General features: G+C 51.0%; 20 protein-coding genes and 1 other annotated feature. Of the genes, 1 reads left to right on the top strand and 19 read right to left on the bottom strand.

What is annotated here, in order from left to right:
- Positions 1 to 158: 158 nt before the first annotated feature.
- From yajC to ruvA, 5 genes are read right to left on the bottom strand one after another with little or no spacing between them, the layout of a single operon-like run.
- Complete coding sequence (yajC, locus tag G3255_RS07630; protein ID WP_058380984.1) at positions 159 to 416, bottom strand: preprotein translocase subunit YajC; 258 nt, start codon at positions 414 to 416, stop codon at positions 159 to 161.
- Between the two features lie 40 nt (positions 417 to 456).
- Positions 457 to 1,599, bottom strand: a complete 1,143-nt coding sequence (gene tgt, locus G3255_RS07625; protein ID WP_211653943.1) for a tRNA guanosine(34) transglycosylase Tgt — start codon at positions 1,597 to 1,599, stop codon at positions 457 to 459.
- Positions 1,596 to 2,648 (bottom strand): tRNA preQ1(34) S-adenosylmethionine ribosyltransferase-isomerase QueA, encoded by a 1,053-nt coding sequence (gene queA / locus G3255_RS07620; protein WP_211655792.1) that lies wholly within the window; start codon positions 2,646 to 2,648, stop codon positions 1,596 to 1,598. The genes tgt and queA overlap by 4 nt, the downstream gene beginning before the upstream one ends.
- Before the next feature lie 23 nt (positions 2,649 to 2,671).
- Complete coding sequence (ruvB, locus tag G3255_RS07615; RefSeq protein ID WP_058380986.1) at positions 2,672 to 3,670, bottom strand: Holliday junction branch migration DNA helicase RuvB; 999 nt, start codon at positions 3,668 to 3,670, stop codon at positions 2,672 to 2,674.
- Positions 3,671 to 3,686: 16 nt separating this feature from the next.
- Entirely contained in the window at positions 3,687 to 4,283 is a 597-nt protein-coding gene (ruvA, locus tag G3255_RS07610; RefSeq protein WP_058380987.1) for a Holliday junction branch migration protein RuvA, read from the bottom strand.
- A 174-nt stretch (positions 4,284 to 4,457) separates the two neighbouring features.
- Between ruvA and G3255_RS07605 the strand changes: the two genes are divergently transcribed.
- Positions 4,458 to 4,991: a transcription repressor NadR gene (locus G3255_RS07605; protein ID WP_442757074.1), complete on the top strand. Its 534-nt coding sequence runs from the start codon at positions 4,458 to 4,460 to the stop codon at positions 4,989 to 4,991.
- 53 nt (positions 4,992 to 5,044) lie between these two features.
- On the opposite strand, the gene pheA is transcribed toward G3255_RS07605, so the two are convergent.
- From pheA to G3255_RS07535, 14 genes are all read right to left on the bottom strand, one after another.
- On the bottom strand, positions 5,045 to 5,905 hold the full coding sequence (pheA, locus tag G3255_RS07600; protein WP_101190171.1) for a prephenate dehydratase: 861 nt from the start codon (positions 5,903 to 5,905) through the stop codon (positions 5,045 to 5,047).
- Between the two features lie 19 nt (positions 5,906 to 5,924).
- Positions 5,925 to 6,377, bottom strand: a complete 453-nt coding sequence (thrR, locus tag G3255_RS07595; RefSeq protein WP_058380990.1) for a transcriptional regulator ThrR — start codon at positions 6,375 to 6,377, stop codon at positions 5,925 to 5,927.
- A 16-nt stretch (positions 6,378 to 6,393) separates the two neighbouring features.
- Positions 6,394 to 7,683, bottom strand: a complete 1,290-nt coding sequence (obgE, locus tag G3255_RS07590; RefSeq protein WP_211653941.1) for a GTPase ObgE — start codon at positions 7,681 to 7,683, stop codon at positions 6,394 to 6,396.
- Position 7,684: 1 nt separating this feature from the next.
- A complete protein-coding gene (locus tag G3255_RS07585; protein ID WP_211653940.1) occupies positions 7,685 to 8,197 on the bottom strand; it encodes a Spo0B domain-containing protein in 513 nt (170 codons plus the stop codon).
- Between the two features lie 129 nt (positions 8,198 to 8,326).
- Complete coding sequence (rpmA, locus tag G3255_RS07580) at positions 8,327 to 8,617, bottom strand: 50S ribosomal protein L27 (protein ID WP_068461850.1); 291 nt, start codon at positions 8,615 to 8,617, stop codon at positions 8,327 to 8,329.
- A 12-nt stretch (positions 8,618 to 8,629) separates the two neighbouring features.
- Positions 8,630 to 8,959, bottom strand: a complete 330-nt coding sequence (locus tag G3255_RS07575; protein WP_211653939.1) for a ribosomal-processing cysteine protease Prp — start codon at positions 8,957 to 8,959, stop codon at positions 8,630 to 8,632.
- Positions 8,960 to 8,961: 2 nt separating this feature from the next.
- Positions 8,962 to 9,270: a 50S ribosomal protein L21 gene (gene rplU / locus G3255_RS07570; protein ID WP_058380995.1), complete on the bottom strand. Its 309-nt coding sequence runs from the start codon at positions 9,268 to 9,270 to the stop codon at positions 8,962 to 8,964.
- Positions 9,271 to 9,284: 14 nt separating this feature from the next.
- Positions 9,285 to 9,358 (bottom strand) — a sequence feature (ribosomal protein L21 leader region).
- A gap of 1,104 nt (positions 9,359 to 10,462) precedes the next feature.
- Positions 10,463 to 11,266: a septum site-determining protein MinD gene (gene minD, locus G3255_RS07565; RefSeq protein WP_058380996.1), complete on the bottom strand. Its 804-nt coding sequence runs from the start codon at positions 11,264 to 11,266 to the stop codon at positions 10,463 to 10,465.
- A 1-nt stretch (position 11,267) separates the two neighbouring features.
- Complete coding sequence (gene minC / locus G3255_RS07560; protein ID WP_211653938.1) at positions 11,268 to 11,957, bottom strand: septum site-determining protein MinC; 690 nt, start codon at positions 11,955 to 11,957, stop codon at positions 11,268 to 11,270.
- A complete protein-coding gene (gene mreD / locus G3255_RS07555) occupies positions 11,957 to 12,487 on the bottom strand; it encodes a rod shape-determining protein MreD (RefSeq protein ID WP_211653937.1) in 531 nt (176 codons plus the stop codon). Before mreD ends, minC begins: the two co-directional genes overlap by 1 nt.
- Positions 12,484 to 13,371 (bottom strand): rod shape-determining protein MreC, encoded by an 888-nt coding sequence (gene mreC, locus G3255_RS07550; RefSeq protein WP_211653936.1) that lies wholly within the window; start codon positions 13,369 to 13,371, stop codon positions 12,484 to 12,486. The genes mreD and mreC overlap by 4 nt, the downstream gene beginning before the upstream one ends.
- A gap of 46 nt (positions 13,372 to 13,417) precedes the next feature.
- Positions 13,418 to 14,446, bottom strand: a complete 1,029-nt coding sequence (locus G3255_RS07545; RefSeq protein WP_211653935.1) for a rod shape-determining protein — start codon at positions 14,444 to 14,446, stop codon at positions 13,418 to 13,420.
- Positions 14,447 to 14,540: 94 nt separating this feature from the next.
- On the bottom strand, positions 14,541 to 15,233 hold the full coding sequence (radC, locus tag G3255_RS07540; RefSeq protein WP_211653934.1) for a RadC family protein: 693 nt from the start codon (positions 15,231 to 15,233) through the stop codon (positions 14,541 to 14,543).
- Positions 15,223 to 15,834, bottom strand: a complete 612-nt coding sequence (locus G3255_RS07535) for a Maf family protein (protein ID WP_211653933.1) — start codon at positions 15,832 to 15,834, stop codon at positions 15,223 to 15,225. Before G3255_RS07535 ends, radC begins: the two co-directional genes overlap by 11 nt.
- Between the last annotated feature and the right edge of the window lie 234 nt (positions 15,835 to 16,068).

The following is a 16,068-nucleotide window of genomic DNA, read 5'->3' as shown; positions in this document are numbered from 1 at the left end:
CCATTGTAACTCTCAGATGGAAATTTTAGAACAAATGCATGAAAATTTTTGGAAAATTGTTTAATTTATTTTGAGTGTTAATCAAGCCGTCCAATCAGAAGGATTTCCCCTTGGACGAAAAAAACGCCTCCCGAAAGGAAGACGATTTTTGCGGTTGCTTATTCAACGATGCGGGCGATTGCCTGGCGCTCAAACTGCATACGCGTGCCGTCTGCTACCGTAATATAGATTGTAGAGTCGTCTACTGCATCGACTTGGCCATGTAAGCCGCCGATCGTCACGATGCGGTCCCCACGCTTTAATTCCGACTGCATATTGGCTGTCGTTTTTTGGCGTTTTTGCGCCGGGCGGATGATGAAGAGCCACATCAGCAAGAACATCAATAGTAAAGGCGATAACGCAATTAATGTTTCCATTGTTCAATTTCCCCCTTTCGTGTTCTCTATCGTTTCGAACTCAGAAATTTTTTGCATTCGGCTTATTGAATCCGTACGCTTCAAAAAATTCTTCGCGGAAATCTCCCAGGCGGTCTTCGCGGATCGCTTGACGCACCTGTTCCATTAAGTTTAACAGAAAATGCAGGTTATGATAACTCGTAAGGCGAATTCCGAAGGTTTCATCTGCACGCAATAAGTGATGCACATATGCGCGCGTGTAATTGGTACATGTATAGCATGTGCATTTCTCGTCAATCGGCGTGAAATCGCGCTTGAATTTAGCGTTTTTCAAATTCAGGCGCCCTTCACTTGTCATCAGCGTACCGTTACGGGCGATGCGTGTCGGCAAAACGCAGTCGAACATATCGATGCCGCGGATCGCGCCGTCGATCAAGGAATCGGGCGAGCCGACACCCATCAAATAACGCGGCTTGTCAAATGGCATGAACGGCGTCGTGAATTCGAGCGCACGGTTCATGACATCTTTCGGTTCACCGACCGATAAACCGCCGATCGCATACCCCGGGAATTCGAGCGCGACAAGGTCTTCCGCGCTTTGGCGGCGTAAATCTTCGTACTCGCCGCCTTGGATAATGCCAAAGAGCCCTTGGTCCTGCGGGCGTTCGTGTGCTGCAAGGCAGCGTTCTGCCCAGCGCGATGTACGCTCGACACTGGATTTCATGTATTCATGCGTCGCCGGGTATGGCGGACATTCGTCAAATGCCATCATAATGTCGGAGCCGAGGTCATTCTGGATTTGCATCGCTTTTTCAGGGCTCAAGAACAATTTATCGCCGTTCATATGGTTGCGGAAATGAACGCCTTCTTCTTTAATATTGCGGAACTCACTAAGTGAGAACACTTGGAATCCGCCGGAATCGGTCAAAATCGGGCGGTCCCAGTTCATGAATTTGTGCAGGCCGCCTGCTTCCTTGATGACGTCATTCCCTGGACGCAGCCACAGGTGATACGTATTGCTTAAGATGATGCCGGCGTTCATCGCCTTCAATTCTTCCGGGCTCATCGTCTTGACGGTCGCTTGTGTGCCAACTGGCATGAAGGCAGGCGTTTCGAAAGAGCCGTGCGGTGTATGGACGATGCCGAGGCGGGCACCTGTTTGTTTACATGTTTTGATGTGTTCGTACGTTACTGCATGGGTCATGATTCGGTCTCCTTTTTCTGCGGTTCAATAAACATTGCGTCGCCAAAGCTGAAAAAGCGGTAGCGCTCTTGAACAGCTTCATGGTACGCATTCAAAATGGCATCCCGGTTCGACATGGCGCTGACGAGCATGACGAGCGTCGATTTCGGCAAATGGAAGTTGGTGATGAGGCCGTCTACGGCTTCAAAACGGTATCCAGGATAAATGAAGATATCCGTCCAGCCGTTGTCTTCCTGCAATTTGCCGCCGAATTTCTTCGCGACCGACTCAAGCGTGCGCGTCGATGTTGTGCCGACAGAGATGACGCGGCCGCCTTGCTGTTTTGTTTCATTGATCAGATCCGCGGTTTCTTTTGTAATGCGGTAAAATTCCGCGTGCATTTCATGGTCTTCGATCGAGTCCACCGACACCGGGCGGAACGTGCCAAGCCCAACGTGCAAAGTAATGAACGCGATATTGACGCCTTTATTGCGGATTTCTTCCAATAATTCATCTGTAAAATGAAGCCCGGCTGTCGGCGCTGCGGCACTGCCCCGCTCTTTCGCGAACACCGTCTGGTAACGGTCCTGGTCTTCCAGCTTTTCACGGATATAAGGCGGCAGCGGCATTTCACCTAATTGGTCAAGGATCTCGTAAAAAATACCATCATAGATGAATTTAAAATGGCGGCCCCCGTGGTCCAAGACACCTGTACATTCAGCGCGCAACAAGCCGTCGCCGAACGACACGACCGTGCCGATTTTCACTTTCTTGGCCGGCTTGACGAGCGTTTCCCATACATCTTCTTCCGTCTGCTTCAATAGCAGCACTTCGATGTTCGCACCCGTCTCTTCTTTCGTGCCCATGAGGCGCGCCGGAAGCACGCGGGTATCGTTCAACACGAGTGTGTCGCCAGTATGCAGATGGCCGAGGATGTCGCGGAAATGTTTGTGTTCGACCGCGCCCGTTTCTTTATCCATCACGAGCAGTCGGCTCGAAGTCCGGTCAAGAAGTGGGGTTTGTGCAATCAATTCCTCCGGCAAGTCAAAATCAAAATCATTTACATTCAATTGCTGTTCATTTGTTAGTTTAGTCATTCAGGCATCTCCATTTTAAAGTGTTCGTATGCAAGAGGTGTCACCGTGCGGCCTCTCGGCGTCCGTTGAATAAAGCCGATCTGCAATAGATACGGTTCATAGACATCTTCGATTGTCGTCGATTCCTCGCCGATGCTTGCGGCGATCGTGTCCACGCCGACAGGCCCGCCGCGAAAACGGCTGATCATGCCGGTCAATAGCTTGTGGTCAATATGGTCAAGTCCAAGCGGATCGACTTGCAACATCTCTAGCGCTTGCTCGGCCATTTCGGTGGTGATCGAGCCATTGCCGCGCACCATCGCGTAATCGCGCACACGCTTTAGCAAACGGTTCGCAATACGCGGGGTGCCGCGTGAACGGCGTGCGATTTCAATGGCGGCATGCGGGTCGATATCGGCTTCGAACAAGGCGGCGCTGCGTTCGACGATATCCGTCAAGGCTTCCGTGTCGTAATACTCGAGCCTTGATAAGACACCGAAACGGTCGCGCAACGGTGCCGATAATGCTCCCGCACGCGTCGTCGCCCCGATCAACGTGAACGGCGGCAAGTCGAGCCGCACAGAGCGCGCAGTCGGTCCTTTTCCGACAACGATATCGAGGCAGAAATCTTCCATCGCCGGATACAGCACTTCTTCGATCGAACGGTTCAATCGGTGAATCTCATCGATGAACAATACATCTCCCGGCTCAAGTGACGAAACAATTGCCGCCAAATCACCGGGCCGTTCAATTGCCGGGCCAGACGTCATCTTCACGCCGACTTCCATTTCATTGGCGATGACGGTCGCCAGCGTCGTTTTCCCAAGACCCGGCGGCCCGTAAAGCAGCACATGGTCAAGCGATTCGTTGCGCATCTTCGCCGCTTCGATGAAAATCTCCAGATTGTGCTTTACTTTCTGCTGGCCGATATATTGCGACAAACGCTGTGGACGCAACGATTGTTCAAAGCGCTCATCGAATTCCGAAATTTCGCCGTCGATAATGCGTTCTTCCATGGCGTTCGCCTCCTCGTTAAGTTTGTTTCAATAATAATTGAAGCGCTTTTTTCATATAGCCTTCGGTGTCGAGTTCCAGGCCTTTCAATTGAGGCTTCACTTTCGTGATCTCGCGTTCCGAATAACCGAGCGCCCCAAGTGCGAGCATCGCTTCTTCCAATTCTGATTCGTCGCCGCCGAACAAGTCCGGCTGGCCGGCTTCTGCATAGGATTCCCCGAAGAAGTCCGTCAGCTTGCCTTTCAAGTCCAAAATCATCTGGCGGGCAGTTTTCTTGCCGACCCCAGGGAATTTTACCAAATACTTCTCATCTTCCTGCTCGATCGCCTCGATGACGAATTGCGGCTGGCCGGATGCCAAAATTGCCAAAGCGCCTTTAGGACCGATGCCCGAGACGCTGATGAGCTTTCGGAACAATTCCCGCTGCTCGAGCGTCGGAAAGCCGAAGAGAAATTGTGCGTCTTCCCGCACGTGATGATGCACAAAAATCTGCAGTTCATCGGATCCGAATGAATACGGGTTAGGGGCAAAGATCTGCCAGCCGACTCCCTGCTGTTCCACTACTAAATATTCAGGCGTCACACGCGTGACTTGGCCTTTTATGTAATCGTACATTGCACTCGCCCTTTCATTTTCAACCTATTGATTATACCATATTCCGGCCGCTCCTACGAAGAAAGCTATTCGGTTCAGCTGGACATTGTGAAGCGTTAAAAGAGCTCCCCGCTGATTGAAGTTTCTCTTTATGCTAAAATAAAGTATAGCAATATGGAGCAACGGAGGGTTTTTATGAAAAAGTTATACGGTGAAGAACGCCGCAATGTTTTGTTGGATGAACTGAAGCAGGCGGGTCGGCCGATGACCGGCAGCGAACTGGCAAAACTTGCGCAAGTGTCGCGTCAAGTGGTGGTCGGCGACATGACCTTATTGAAAGCGAAAGGCGAGCCGATCATCGCGACGAGCCAAGGCTACCTGTACTTGGACCCAAGCGGCAATAAACAAGTGAGCCGGCGCATCGCCTGCAATCACAAGCCAGAAGAAACAGAAGCCGAGCTGCGGTTATTGGTCGACTGCGGCGTCACGGTCAAAGATGTTTCGATCGAACATCCTGTCTACGGCGAACTGACAGCGGGGATACACGTCTCGACGCCGCTTGATGTCGATTTGTTCATGCAGCGTATACGCGATACCGGTGCCAGTTACCTGCTCGAGCTGACCGAAGGCACGCATATTCACACCATCACGGCAGATCTTCCTGAAACACTTGCAAACGCCGTCGAAGCGATGAAACAGCACGGCTATTTGCTCGAAGAAGCCGAATAAGAAAAATCCCCGGATGCCGCTAAGGCGTCCGGGGATTTTTGCATGCTTGCTGATTATGAATTGTACGTATAGTAGGAACCGAGCGTCTTAACGCCGCAGCCGAGAGCCTTGAGCTCTTCAAACGCACCGCGCATCATCGCCGCATTCTCGTCTTCCAACACGTCGGCGATAAAGAAATAATTGCCGAGCCCTGTCTTCAAAGGACGCGATTCGATCTTTGATAAGTTCAATTGGCGCCAAGCAAAAACTGACAACACCTGGTGCAACACGCCGGACCGGTCATCTTTTGGGGGCGTGATCATCAAGGTCGTCTTGATCTGTGCTTCGTGTCCCGGATCGGTCAATTTGTGGTTGCTTCTCGACAGGACGAAAAAGCGCGTGTGGTTGAAATGAAAATCGTGGATGTCGCGCTGTACGATGTCCAATCCGTATTTTTCCGCTGCGTAATCATTGGCGATCGCCGCAATATTGCGCTCCGGCAATTCCGCCACCATTTTAGCGGCTGCCGCTGTTGAACTGTATTGCTCGAGCGGCGTGTGCTTATAGGTGTAGTAGAGGAATTTATGGCATTGTGCCAAGGCATGCGGATGCGAATAGATCGCTTCGAACGATTCCGCGCCGCGGTTTTCCGGATGGACCAGCAAATGCTGCTCGATCGGCGACAGCACTTCCGCCGTCACATAGAGCTCCGCTTCGTGGAACAAATAATCCACCGTCAGCGGCACAGATCCCTCGAGCGCATTTTCCAGCGGCACAACCGCATAATCGACCGTGCCATCCGCGACCGCTTCAATGCATTCGGGAATGGTCGTATACGGCATCAGCTGTTCTGTTGGAAATACTTTGGAAGCTGCCAAATGCGTAAACGACGCTTCCGGGCCTAAAAACGAAATTCTCTTTTTCTCTCTAGTCATGGACTCATTCCCCCTACATTTATGACGAACCGCTTGATACCACATCGGCCGACTCAACAAAGTCGAGTTTTTTCAATTGCTGCAAAAACATGTCCAAGTCGACGTCCATCGCCGTCACATCGAGTGACAAGGTAACGTTCGCGCGCCCTTGAATCGGAATAGTCTGGTGAATGGTCAAAATATTGCAGCCCATTTCCGCAACGGATTGAAGCAAAGTCGCAAGCGTGCCGGAACGGTCTTCCAATTGCAGGAAAACCGTCAAGATCCGCTCTTTGACGATAGAATGAAACGGAAAAACCGCGTCACGGTATTTATAGAATGCCGAGCGCGATAAACCGGTCTGTGCGACCGCATCCAAAATGGACATCCGGTCCCGCTGAAGCAGTTTTTTCACTTCCAGCGTCTTGACCATCGCTTCCGTCAGTACATCTTCCCGCACCAGGTAATAGCGTTGTTCCGAAATATCCTTCATTCAAGTACCCTCCGCATCAGTCGGTGAATTCGAACTCAAATTCAAGCAAACGGACCGTGTCGCCGTTTTCTGCCCCGCGCTCCCGAAGAGCATCATCAATGCCCATGCCGCGCATTTGGCGGGCGAATCGGCGAATCGAATCTTCACGAGAGAAATCGGTCATCTTGAACATCCGCTCGATTGCGTAACCGGAAAGGACAAAAGCACCGTCCGGGTCGCGTGAGATATCGAATCCGTCGCCTTGCAATTCGTGCTTGTAAAGAACTGTATCCGCTGCATCCGGATCTGCCTCGTCTTCCATCGGGAATTCAGGCGTCACTTCAAGCAAGTCGGCTACCGCAAACATCAGATTGTTCAAGCCTTTTCTCGACAATGCGGAAATCGGGAACACTTTCGCGTCTTCCGGCAATTTTTTGCGGAATTCTTCCAAGTTTTCTTCCGCATCCGGCATGTCCATCTTGTTCGCCACAATCAATTGCGGGCGTTCAGTCAAGCGCATATTGTATTGCTTCAATTCTTCGTTGATGGTCACGTAATCCTCATAAGGATCGCGGCCTTCCATGCCCGACATATCGATGATGTGGACGATAACGCGCGTCCGTTCGATATGGCGCAGGAATTGATGGCCAAGGCCGATTCCTTCGTGTGCGCCTTCAATCAATCCTGGCAAATCGGCCATGACGAAGCTGCGCTGGTCTTCTGTTTGGACCATTCCGAGATTCGGGACGATCGTCGTGAAATGATACGCGCCGATTTTCGGTTTAGCCGCAGTAACGACCGACAATAGCGTCGATTTCCCGACACTCGGGAAGCCGACCAGACCGACATCCGCCAGTACTTTTAATTCCAGGATGACGTTGCGCTCTAGGCCCGGTTCGCCTTTTTCCGAAAGTTCAGGAGCCGGGTTTTGAGGCGTCGCAAAACGCGAGTTTCCGCGTCCGCCTCGCCCGCCGCGTGCGATGACAGCCAATTGTCCCTCTTCGACCAAATCGGCAATCGTTTCGCCAGTTTCTGCGTCTTTGACGACAGTGCCCGGCGGAACTTTGATGATCGTGTCATGCGCTTTGGCGCCGTGCTGGTTTTTGCTCATGCCGTGCGTTCCGCGCTCGGCTTTAAAGATCCGTTTGAAACGGAAATCCATCAACGTGCGCAAGCCTTCATCGACTTGGAAGACGATATCAGCGCCTTTCCCTCCGTCGCCTCCGGCTGGCCCGCCGTTCGGTACATATTTTTCGCGGCGGAATGCTACCATGCCATCCCCGCCGTCGCCACCTTTTACATATACTTTTACGTGATCGACAAACATATTATCCCTCCATCTGTGCGTGGATCTCAACTTTCGAGCGATCCGATCCGCACGCTTTACCAATTGCTAATTGCGGTGAATCCAAAATCAGTGACGACCAGTCGCCAGGGCCTGAAAGCTCCAGCGAAAACCGGCCGTCCGCCTCCATTATGCGCAGTTCTACCGGATATGGCCAAGCGTCAGAAAATGCTTCTTTTACATTTTCCGCAAATGTCTCGAGCCAGCTGCAGAATGCCGCATCCAACTCATGCGGCGCTCTTTGTGCTTCGCAGGACATCGCTAAGCGCAACTCCGGAAAACGCCAGCCAGCCGTCAATAGCCACTCTTCCGTTTCAGGCATAGAGAGAGCCGACAGCCGGCTTTGGTGCATAGCCGCTTCGGCATACGTACGAATGAGCGCCTGGGCTCTATCTGTGCGCCCCAAATCCAGATTCAATTTGATCATCTGCAGCTCATTCAAAAAGTCATGGCGCGCATGCCGAAGCGATTGTGCCACCGTTAGCCTGTCGTCCATAATGCACTTCCTTTTCACGCACTTTAAACCAGTATACCAAGTTTCCGGCCGGATTTCCCGGCGCGGGTTTTGGTTAGTCTCTTGTTTCAAAAGAAAAAGGACTGCGAAAGCAGCCCTTTTCGTTTTTTATTAAGCTTCCTGAGCAACCGGGTAGACGCTCACTTTTTTCTTATCGCGGCCGTAGCGCTCGAAGCGTACTGTTCCATCGATTTTCGCGAAAAGTGTGTCATCTCCGCCGCGTCCAACGTTCTCGCCTGGATAGATTTTCGTACCGCGTTGACGGTAAAGAATAGATCCGCCAGTTACGATTTGTCCGTCAGCGCGTTTTGCGCCAAGGCGTTTTGATTCCGAATCACGACCGTTCTTCGTTGAACCAACACCTTTTTTGGATGCAAAAAACTGAAGATTTAATTTCAACATATGTCCCACCTCCTAAGCTGTGAAGGTTATTTTTATAAAGTCTGCATAATCATGTTCAATCGTTTCCAGAGAAATGATCATAGCGCGTACAAGCAGTTGAACCTGCTCATCCGTCTTTTTGTCCATGTTCTCCGGAAAGGCGATTTTCAAAAAACCGCTATCCGCCTGTTCAATGTCCGGCTCAATTCCCGTCAGCTCCATAATGGCGTTCACTGCCCCGAAGGAAACAGCGGAAGCCCCGGCGCATACCAGATCCTTGCCATGTTCGGCAAAATCCGCATGCCCCGACATTTCAAAGCCTTTAATATAGCTGCCGGTTTGATGAATAGTCACCTGGATCATTTTTACAGGTTGATTGCATCAACAGTCAATTTCGTGAATGGCTGACGATGACCTTGTTTTTTGTGATAGTTCTTTTTCGCTTTGTATTTGAAGACAGTGATTTTCTTGCCGCGGCCCTGTTTTTCAACTTTCGCTGTAACAGTTGCTCCTTCTACGAAAGGAACACCCACTTTAGTATCGTCTCCACCTACAAATAGAACTCTGTCAAATGTTACTGTGTCGCCAGCTTCTGCGTTCACTTTCTCAACGTAGATCTCTTGGCCAGCTTCCACTTTGATTTGTTTTCCACCAGTTTCAATAATTGCGTACATATCCTTGCACCTCCTCTTAGACTAAGACTCGCCTCTCCAGGTGATCTTGCGATGCTTAACAACCTGGTTCGAGCGGTTGTAGCACGGGTGCGCTACAAACATAACATTAGAATAATATCATGCGGGAGAGACCCGCGTCAACAGAGAACTGAAAAGAGTTGGTGATGCGTTCTTTCGATTCCTTGGATTGTGGTTAAAGGAATTAAATATCGCTTCTTTATTAGTTTGTGATTTTGAGAATGAAGAGTGTGGCGATGTTGTTTGTGTTCGAGTTTTCGTCATTTTAGAATTCCGCCTCACTGCTTTGGGATGGCCTCTCACAATGAGCCAGAAAGAACATCTGTCTCATTGCTTCGGCTCACCCTGGGCGCTGGTCGGCTTAGAGATTTCATTGGTTTATGTTTGTTTAAACAGATCTGCTTTTATAGTTAGTTGCCGGCTAGCGGGGGAATCGCTTCCCTGCTGACTTATGCAATTTGCAAGGTAAAGTGTGTGGCTATGTTTCTTATGTCCGAATTTGCATCATTGTGGAGCGTCGCCTCCCGGCTTTGGGTTGGCCCCTTACCATAAGCCAAGAAGAACGCTTGTCTTACGGCATCGGCTCACCCTGGGCGCTGGTCGGCTGGGAGATTCCGTTGATTCGTGTTTGTTTAAACGGATCTGCTTCTATAGGTAGTTGCCGACTAGTGGGGGAATCACTTCCCTGTCATGATGTGTGCTTTGCGAGATCCAATTTGAGCGGTGTTATGACTGAGAGAATACGTGTCATTTTGGAATATTGGTGCAGGGCTCAGGGTTTTCGCCATTGCTAGACTTCTTGCCATGCTTTCCGTCATAGAAAAAAGACTATACATCTTTTTGGTTTAGCACTAGCAAGATTCTGCGTTTATAAAAATCCCTGTTTCAACAATATGTTATGAATTGTTAACTATATCTCTTACTTCAAACCGACAGTGAGGTTGTAAAGATCCCGTTTACAACAATGGCTGGAGCGCAGGGCGGTGACTCCTGAGGGATCAGTGGGTTTGAGAGACCCCGCAGGAGCGTGTTCTTTGCGACGAGGAGGCTCGATTCCCACCCCTCGGAAAGCATCCGCCCGGAGCGCAAGCCAGCCACTACACTTCTTCTTTATTAAATTCTACAACACAAAAAACGCCACCGCATATGCAGTGGCGTTTCTACTATTAATAACTTATTTGCTTGAGAAAATGGATTTCAGTTTGCCGAACATGCCGGGCTTTGGCTTGTCCATGGTCATGAGCGGAACCGATTCACCTAGCAGGCGGCGTGCAATGTTACGGTAGCCGAGTGCTGCAGGATTCGATGGATCCATGACGACTGGTTCGCCTTTGTTCGAACTCGAAATGACACGTTCGTCATCTGGCACGATGCCGAGCAAGTCGATCGACAAATGCGTCGTGATCTCATTGACATCGAGCGCGTCGCCCGCTTCCATCAAATGCGGGCGGATGCGGTTGATGATGAGTTTTGGCGCTTCCAGGTTTTCTTCCAATTCCAGCAAGCCGATGATGCGGTCAGCATCGCGCACTGCGGAGATTTCCGGAGTCGTGATGACAATCGCGCGATCTGCACCGGCAACGGCGTTTTTATAGCCTTGTTCAATGCCGGCTGGGCAGTCGATGATGATGAAATCGTAGTCCGCTTTCATCCCTTCGATCAATTCTTTCATCTGCTCCGGGTTGACGTCGTTTTTATCGGCCGTCTGTGCTGCCGGAAGCAGGAATAATTTATCTTCGAAGCGCTTGTCTTTGACAAGCGCCTGATGGATTTTGCAACGGCCTTCGAGCACATCGATCAAATCGTAGATGATGCGGTTCTCGAGGCCTAAAATAACATCCAGGTTGCGAAGCCCGATATCAGTATCGATCAAGCACACTTTTTTGCCTTGAAGAGCCAATGCAGTGCCGAGGTTCGCAGTAGACGTCGTTTTGCCGACGCCTCCTTTGCCTGATGTAATTACGATAGCTTCTCCCACACTAGCTTCCTCCTTTAAACGTAGAAATTTGCGGCCGCAGGAATCTCAGTTCCTGCAAACGGTCGATGATGATTTTGCCGCTGGTATGTAAATAAGCACATTCCATTTCAGGCTGCTCCGATAAGCTGTCGAGTTCATCAGTCATCGTCTCGAGTTCATCAGCAATCTTCAGGTGCGTCGCTTCAAGCCAAGATGCGGCGATGACCGCTTCCTTATTGCCGCTTGCGCCTGCGTGGGCAAATCCTTTGAGGCGCCCGAGCACATAGACATTGCCGCCCGCTTCGATGCGGCCGTTTTGATTCACATCGCCGATAACGACGAGGTCGCCTTTTGCCTTGATGACTTGCCCTGAACGGACGATGCCGACATAAGTTTCCGACTGGCGCTCAGCGATCATCCGATTGCATTCTTCGACTGTGACGACATCGCATTTCGTGCCGATCACTTTCATCTTCGAATTATCATGGATGACTTTCTTGATTTCTTCCAATTGGGCTTTGCTGTAATGGCGCTTTGCCAATTGGACCTGTACTTCCGCGTCCCCTTCGAGCGCAGGATCGGATACTTTCTTCTTCAGCTCATCGAGGATTTCCGTATAGGAGGCCATATCATTGAGCTGGATGAGAAGCCCTTTGTTCGTTCCTTTGATATTCACGATATTTTTCAAAAAACCTGTCACCTGCGCTTTCATTAATATAACCCGAACTTAGTGCCACGCTGTGGATCTTGCGTGACCATCATCGACCTGAACACCCAGCCAAGCAATCCTAAGTAAAGGGCGTTGGCGATTAAGGTCGGCCACAATCTGGATGTCAAAAACGTCCCGGCTGGCGCGTCGGTCAATCCGATCAATTGGAAGAATAGGTAAAGTGCCACTTCCATCGCGATAAGGAGACCGAGTGCCAGCAGCGTCGCCGACAGCAGATTTTGTGGAATCTTTTTGAAAAAGTACGCGGCGATCAGGCAGACGGCCGGATACAGAAAAGAATATAATCCAATAATATCAATGTAAAAGACATCATACAAGAGGCCGAAGAACAAACCGTAAAACAACGCATGACGCAGTTCGTAGAAAACAGTCAGGAAAATCAGGAATAAAATGAGGAAACGCGGGACGACGTAATACAGCGAGCCGCCGATTGACAGCGGTGAAAACAGCCCGAAAATCGGTTCGACGAAAAACAATACAAGGCAGACGATGGGCACGAGGAAGCGGATCATGATTCCTCTTCCTCTTCTTCCGTCACACCATTGTCTTCCCCGTCAACTTCTGGAGCGAGGCGGTCTGCGATGACGACATGGTTGAGCATCGAGAAGTCAGCTGCCGGTTTCACATACGCCAATTTCGTCAAGCCGAATTCATCGATTGTCACTTCGGTGATTTCCCCAATGACGATGCCTTTCGGGAAGATGCCGCCGAGCCCGCTCGAGACGACCTGGTCGCCTTCTTTCAAGTCGACCGAGAAATCGATGCGCTTGAGCAGCAGCTCACGGCGCTCGGCATCGTAGCCTTCAATCAACCCGAACACATCATCCTCGCCGAGCACCATCGCTGATACGCGGTAGTTCGGGTTTTGCGTCGTTACCAGTTCCACCGTCGACGTAGTCGGGGTAACAATTGTCACTTTGCCGATCAAGCCGCCGGCGGTCATGACGGCCATATTTTCCTTGACGCCGTGATTGGTCCCACGGTTCAAGATAATTTTTTCTTCCCATTGATCCGGGTTGCGGGCGATGACGACCGCTTGGATCGGGTTGTATTCACGTAAATCTTCTTCTTTGCCGACGAGTTCTTTCAGTTCCTCGTTTTCGGAACGGAGATCGGTCACTTCTGCCTGCACGCCCGCGAATTCTTCGAGGCGCGCTTTCAGCAGGCGGTTTTCTTCAAATGTGTTGATCAGCGAGTCGATATTGTCAAAAACACCGGTCACAAAATGTGCGGGCCGTGAAAATACCGATTGCCCGGCGCCTACCGCTTCCTTGACGATCTGTTCGGGCAGCGACACTTGGCCGCGGTCCCGGAGCGTCAAGGAAATCAAAGCGACGAGCAGGATGACGCCGATCAACAGCAGGATAAGCCGCTTATTCGATAAAAATTGTGGCATGTGAGGCCATCCTCCTTATTGATTGGCTCGTGTAGAGCAGTAGAACTTAGCGTCTTTCGATCGCCGTACGGTAACGGTCGAAGTTTTCAAGTGCGCGCCCTGTTCCGAGCGCGACACAATCGAGCGGCTGGTCCGCGGTGAACACCGCCATTCCAACCGCATCCGCGATCACTTTATCGAGATTCTTCAACAGTGCCCCGCCGCCCGTCAAGACGATGCCGCGGTCCATGATATCGGATGCCAGTTCAGGCGGCGTCTTCTCGAGCGTGGTACCGAGGCCTTCGACGATGCGCGACACGGATTCTTTCAACGCTTCTTCCATTTCTTTTGCGGTGATTGTCAAGGTTTTCGGGAAGCCGGTCACGAGGTCGCGCCCGCGGATTTCCATCTCCGCTTGCGCTTCCTCATCACTCAAGACTGCAGCGGTGCCGATGCCCATTTTCAGGTTTTCGGCTGTGCGTTCCCCGATGACGACATTATAGCGCTTGCGGACGTACTGCTTGATCGCTTCGTCCATCTCGTCCCCGCCGACGCGGATCGATTCACTCGATACGATGCCGCCGAGCGAGATGATGGCGACTTCCGCCGTTCCGCCTCCTATATCGACGACCATGCTGCCGACAGGTTCCCATACCGGGAGCCCTGCGCCGATCGCTGCGGCGAAAGGCTCTTCGATCGTATAAGCTTCCGCTGCCCCAACCGCACGCGCAGCATCCAAAACGGCGCGCTGTTCAATTGATGTCACGCCATAAGGCACGCAGATCATCACTTTGCCGCCGCGCCATTTGCCCGGCGCTTTGCCAGTCGCTTCACTGATGCAATGTTTGATCATCGCAAGCGTCGTGTCGTAGTCGGAGATGACGCCGTCCTGCATCGGACGCAACGCGACGATATTGCCTGGTGTTCTGCCCATCATGTCGCGCGCGCGCTTTCCGACGGCGACGATTTCATTCGTACGGGTATTCTTGATGACAATCGATGGCTCCCGGAGCACGATGCCGCGCCCTTTTAAATAAACGAGCGTATTCGCCGTCCCGAGGTCGATGCCGATATCTTTTGAAGCAAATCCAAACACATGAATCGGTCCTTTCTTATGTAAACCGGGGGTACCGGCAACAGCTTTGCGCAATACCACCCATTATAGAACATCCGGAAAAAAATATACAGTGCTACATGAACCCCTTTTCTTTTAATGAAGTGAATTGATGGTCGCCGATGATGATATGGTCGAGCAGTTCGATGCCGATGATCGAGCCGGCTTCCATGAGCCGCTTGGTGACATCGATGTCTTCAGGAGATGGGGCAGGATTTCCAGAAGGATGGTTATGCGCACAGACAATCGATGCGGTCGAGCGTCTGACGGCTTCGCGGAAAATTTCGCGGGGATGGACGATGGAGGCGTTGAGGCTCCCGACAAAAATGGTTTGGCGGTGCATCACTTGATTTTTGATGTTGAGGAATAAACAGACGAAATGCTCTTGCTTGAGCGACGTCATGTCATCCATTAAATAATTGGCGGCGTCTTTCGGGGAGCGGATCGTAAAGCGTTCATCGGTCTGTTTGGAAGCGAGCCTTCGCCCCAGCTCAATGGCGGCGAGCAGCTGGACGGCTTTTGCTTCGCCGATGCCGTTGATCGCTGTCATTTCTTCGATGGCGGCGTGCTTTAATTCATGAAGATGTTCGAATTGCTTGAGCACACGGTTCGCGAGATGGAGAACCGATTCCTCGCGGGTGCCCGTGCGCAACAGGATGGCGATGAGCTCTTGATTGGATAAGCTCACCGCTCCTTGTTTAATAAGCCGTTCGCGCGGCCGGTCGGCTATATGGACATCGCGGATCATCAACGCTTGGTCATTGGGCATAGTCATGCGCTCCTTCGACTTTTACATAGCCCGCATGAGTCAAGTGCTGGAGCAGCTTTGCTATAGGCAAGCCGACGACTGCGTTGTAATCGCCTTCGATTTTTTCCACAAACAAGCCCGATACGGTTTGGATGCCGTAAGCCCCGGCTTTGTCGTAAGGATCTTCAGTGTCGGTATAGGCATCGATCCAAGCCTCAGGCAATTCGTAGAAACGCACTTGTACACGTTCATGAAACGCCATTTCCTCATCGCCACGGCGCACGCAAACGGCAGTGATGACTTCGTGGGTCTTGCCCGACAATTTGCGCAAATACGCAGACGCTTGCTGTTGGTCTTTTGGCTTCAATAAAATTTCCCCGTTTAATACGACGACAGTATCCGATCCGATGACGAGCGCTTCAGGGTGCTTCCCTGCGATATCTTTCGCTTTTTGTACAGCGCACGCATGGACGTAATCAACCGGTGAATTGAAATCTTGCGGATCGGGTTCCGGGATATCGCTTGGCACAATGTCAAACGGAATTCCGAGCAGGCCAAGCAGTTCTTGGCGGCGCGGTGATTGCGAGGCCAGGATAAGCGGATGTTTCGCTGTGAACTTCATGAAATAAAACCTCCTTTTTTCAAGCCATCATACCATTATCAAAAAGCCGGGGCAAAATGGCGAAATACTGAATTTCATTCAAAACCAGCCTATAAATCCCTTTTTTGATGATAGCGTTTTCACACAATCAAGGATCAACTTAACTTTTTTATTGTTTTGATAATGTTATTGCACGCTTCTCTATTGCCCGCCCCGAGCGCATTCTCAAGACTTGTCAAACATTATCCAAAATTA

The organism is Planococcus sp. MSAK28401, assembly GCF_018283455.1.
In the GTDB taxonomy this organism is placed as follows: domain Bacteria; phylum Bacillota; class Bacilli; order Bacillales_A; family Planococcaceae; genus Planococcus; species Planococcus alpniumensis.
Note: the sequence above shows the minus strand (reverse complement) of the source record. Positions and strands in the feature narration are given on the sequence as shown.

Excerpts from the sequence above, each read along its gene's own strand:
- yajC (WP_058380984.1), bottom strand. The coding sequence starts at position 416 with ATGGAAACATTAATTGCGTTATCGCCTTTACTATTGATGTTCTTGCTG.
- tgt (WP_211653943.1), bottom strand. The coding sequence starts at position 1,599 with ATGACCCATGCAGTAACGTACGAACACATCAAAACATGTAAACAAACA.
- ruvB (WP_058380986.1), bottom strand. The coding sequence starts at position 3,670 with ATGGAAGAACGCATTATCGACGGCGAAATTTCGGAATTCGATGAGCGC.
- ruvA (WP_058380987.1), bottom strand. The coding sequence starts at position 4,283 with ATGTACGATTACATAAAAGGCCAAGTCACGCGTGTGACGCCTGAATAT.
- G3255_RS07605 (WP_442757074.1), top strand. The coding sequence starts at position 4,458 with ATGAAAAAGTTATACGGTGAAGAACGCCGCAATGTTTTGTTGGATGAA.
- pheA (WP_101190171.1), bottom strand. The coding sequence starts at position 5,905 with ATGACTAGAGAGAAAAAGAGAATTTCGTTTTTAGGCCCGGAAGCGTCG.
- thrR (WP_058380990.1), bottom strand. The coding sequence starts at position 6,377 with ATGAAGGATATTTCGGAACAACGCTATTACCTGGTGCGGGAAGATGTA.
- obgE (WP_211653941.1), bottom strand. The coding sequence starts at position 7,683 with ATGTTTGTCGATCACGTAAAAGTATATGTAAAAGGTGGCGACGGCGGG.
- G3255_RS07585 (WP_211653940.1), bottom strand. The coding sequence starts at position 8,197 with ATGGACGACAGGCTAACGGTGGCACAATCGCTTCGGCATGCGCGCCAT.
- rpmA (WP_068461850.1), bottom strand. The coding sequence starts at position 8,617 with ATGTTGAAATTAAATCTTCAGTTTTTTGCATCCAAAAAAGGTGTTGGT.
- G3255_RS07575 (WP_211653939.1), bottom strand. The coding sequence starts at position 8,959 with ATGATCCAGGTGACTATTCATCAAACCGGCAGCTATATTAAAGGCTTT.
- rplU (WP_058380995.1), bottom strand. The coding sequence starts at position 9,270 with ATGTACGCAATTATTGAAACTGGTGGAAAACAAATCAAAGTGGAAGCT.
- minC (WP_211653938.1), bottom strand. The coding sequence starts at position 11,957 with ATGAAAGCGCAGGTGACAGGTTTTTTGAAAAATATCGTGAATATCAAA.
- mreD (WP_211653937.1), bottom strand. The coding sequence starts at position 12,487 with ATGATCCGCTTCCTCGTGCCCATCGTCTGCCTTGTATTGTTTTTCGTC.
- mreC (WP_211653936.1), bottom strand. The coding sequence starts at position 13,371 with ATGCCACAATTTTTATCGAATAAGCGGCTTATCCTGCTGTTGATCGGC.
- radC (WP_211653934.1), bottom strand. The coding sequence starts at position 15,233 with ATGCCCAATGACCAAGCGTTGATGATCCGCGATGTCCATATAGCCGAC.
- G3255_RS07535 (WP_211653933.1), bottom strand. The coding sequence starts at position 15,834 with ATGAAGTTCACAGCGAAACATCCGCTTATCCTGGCCTCGCAATCACCG.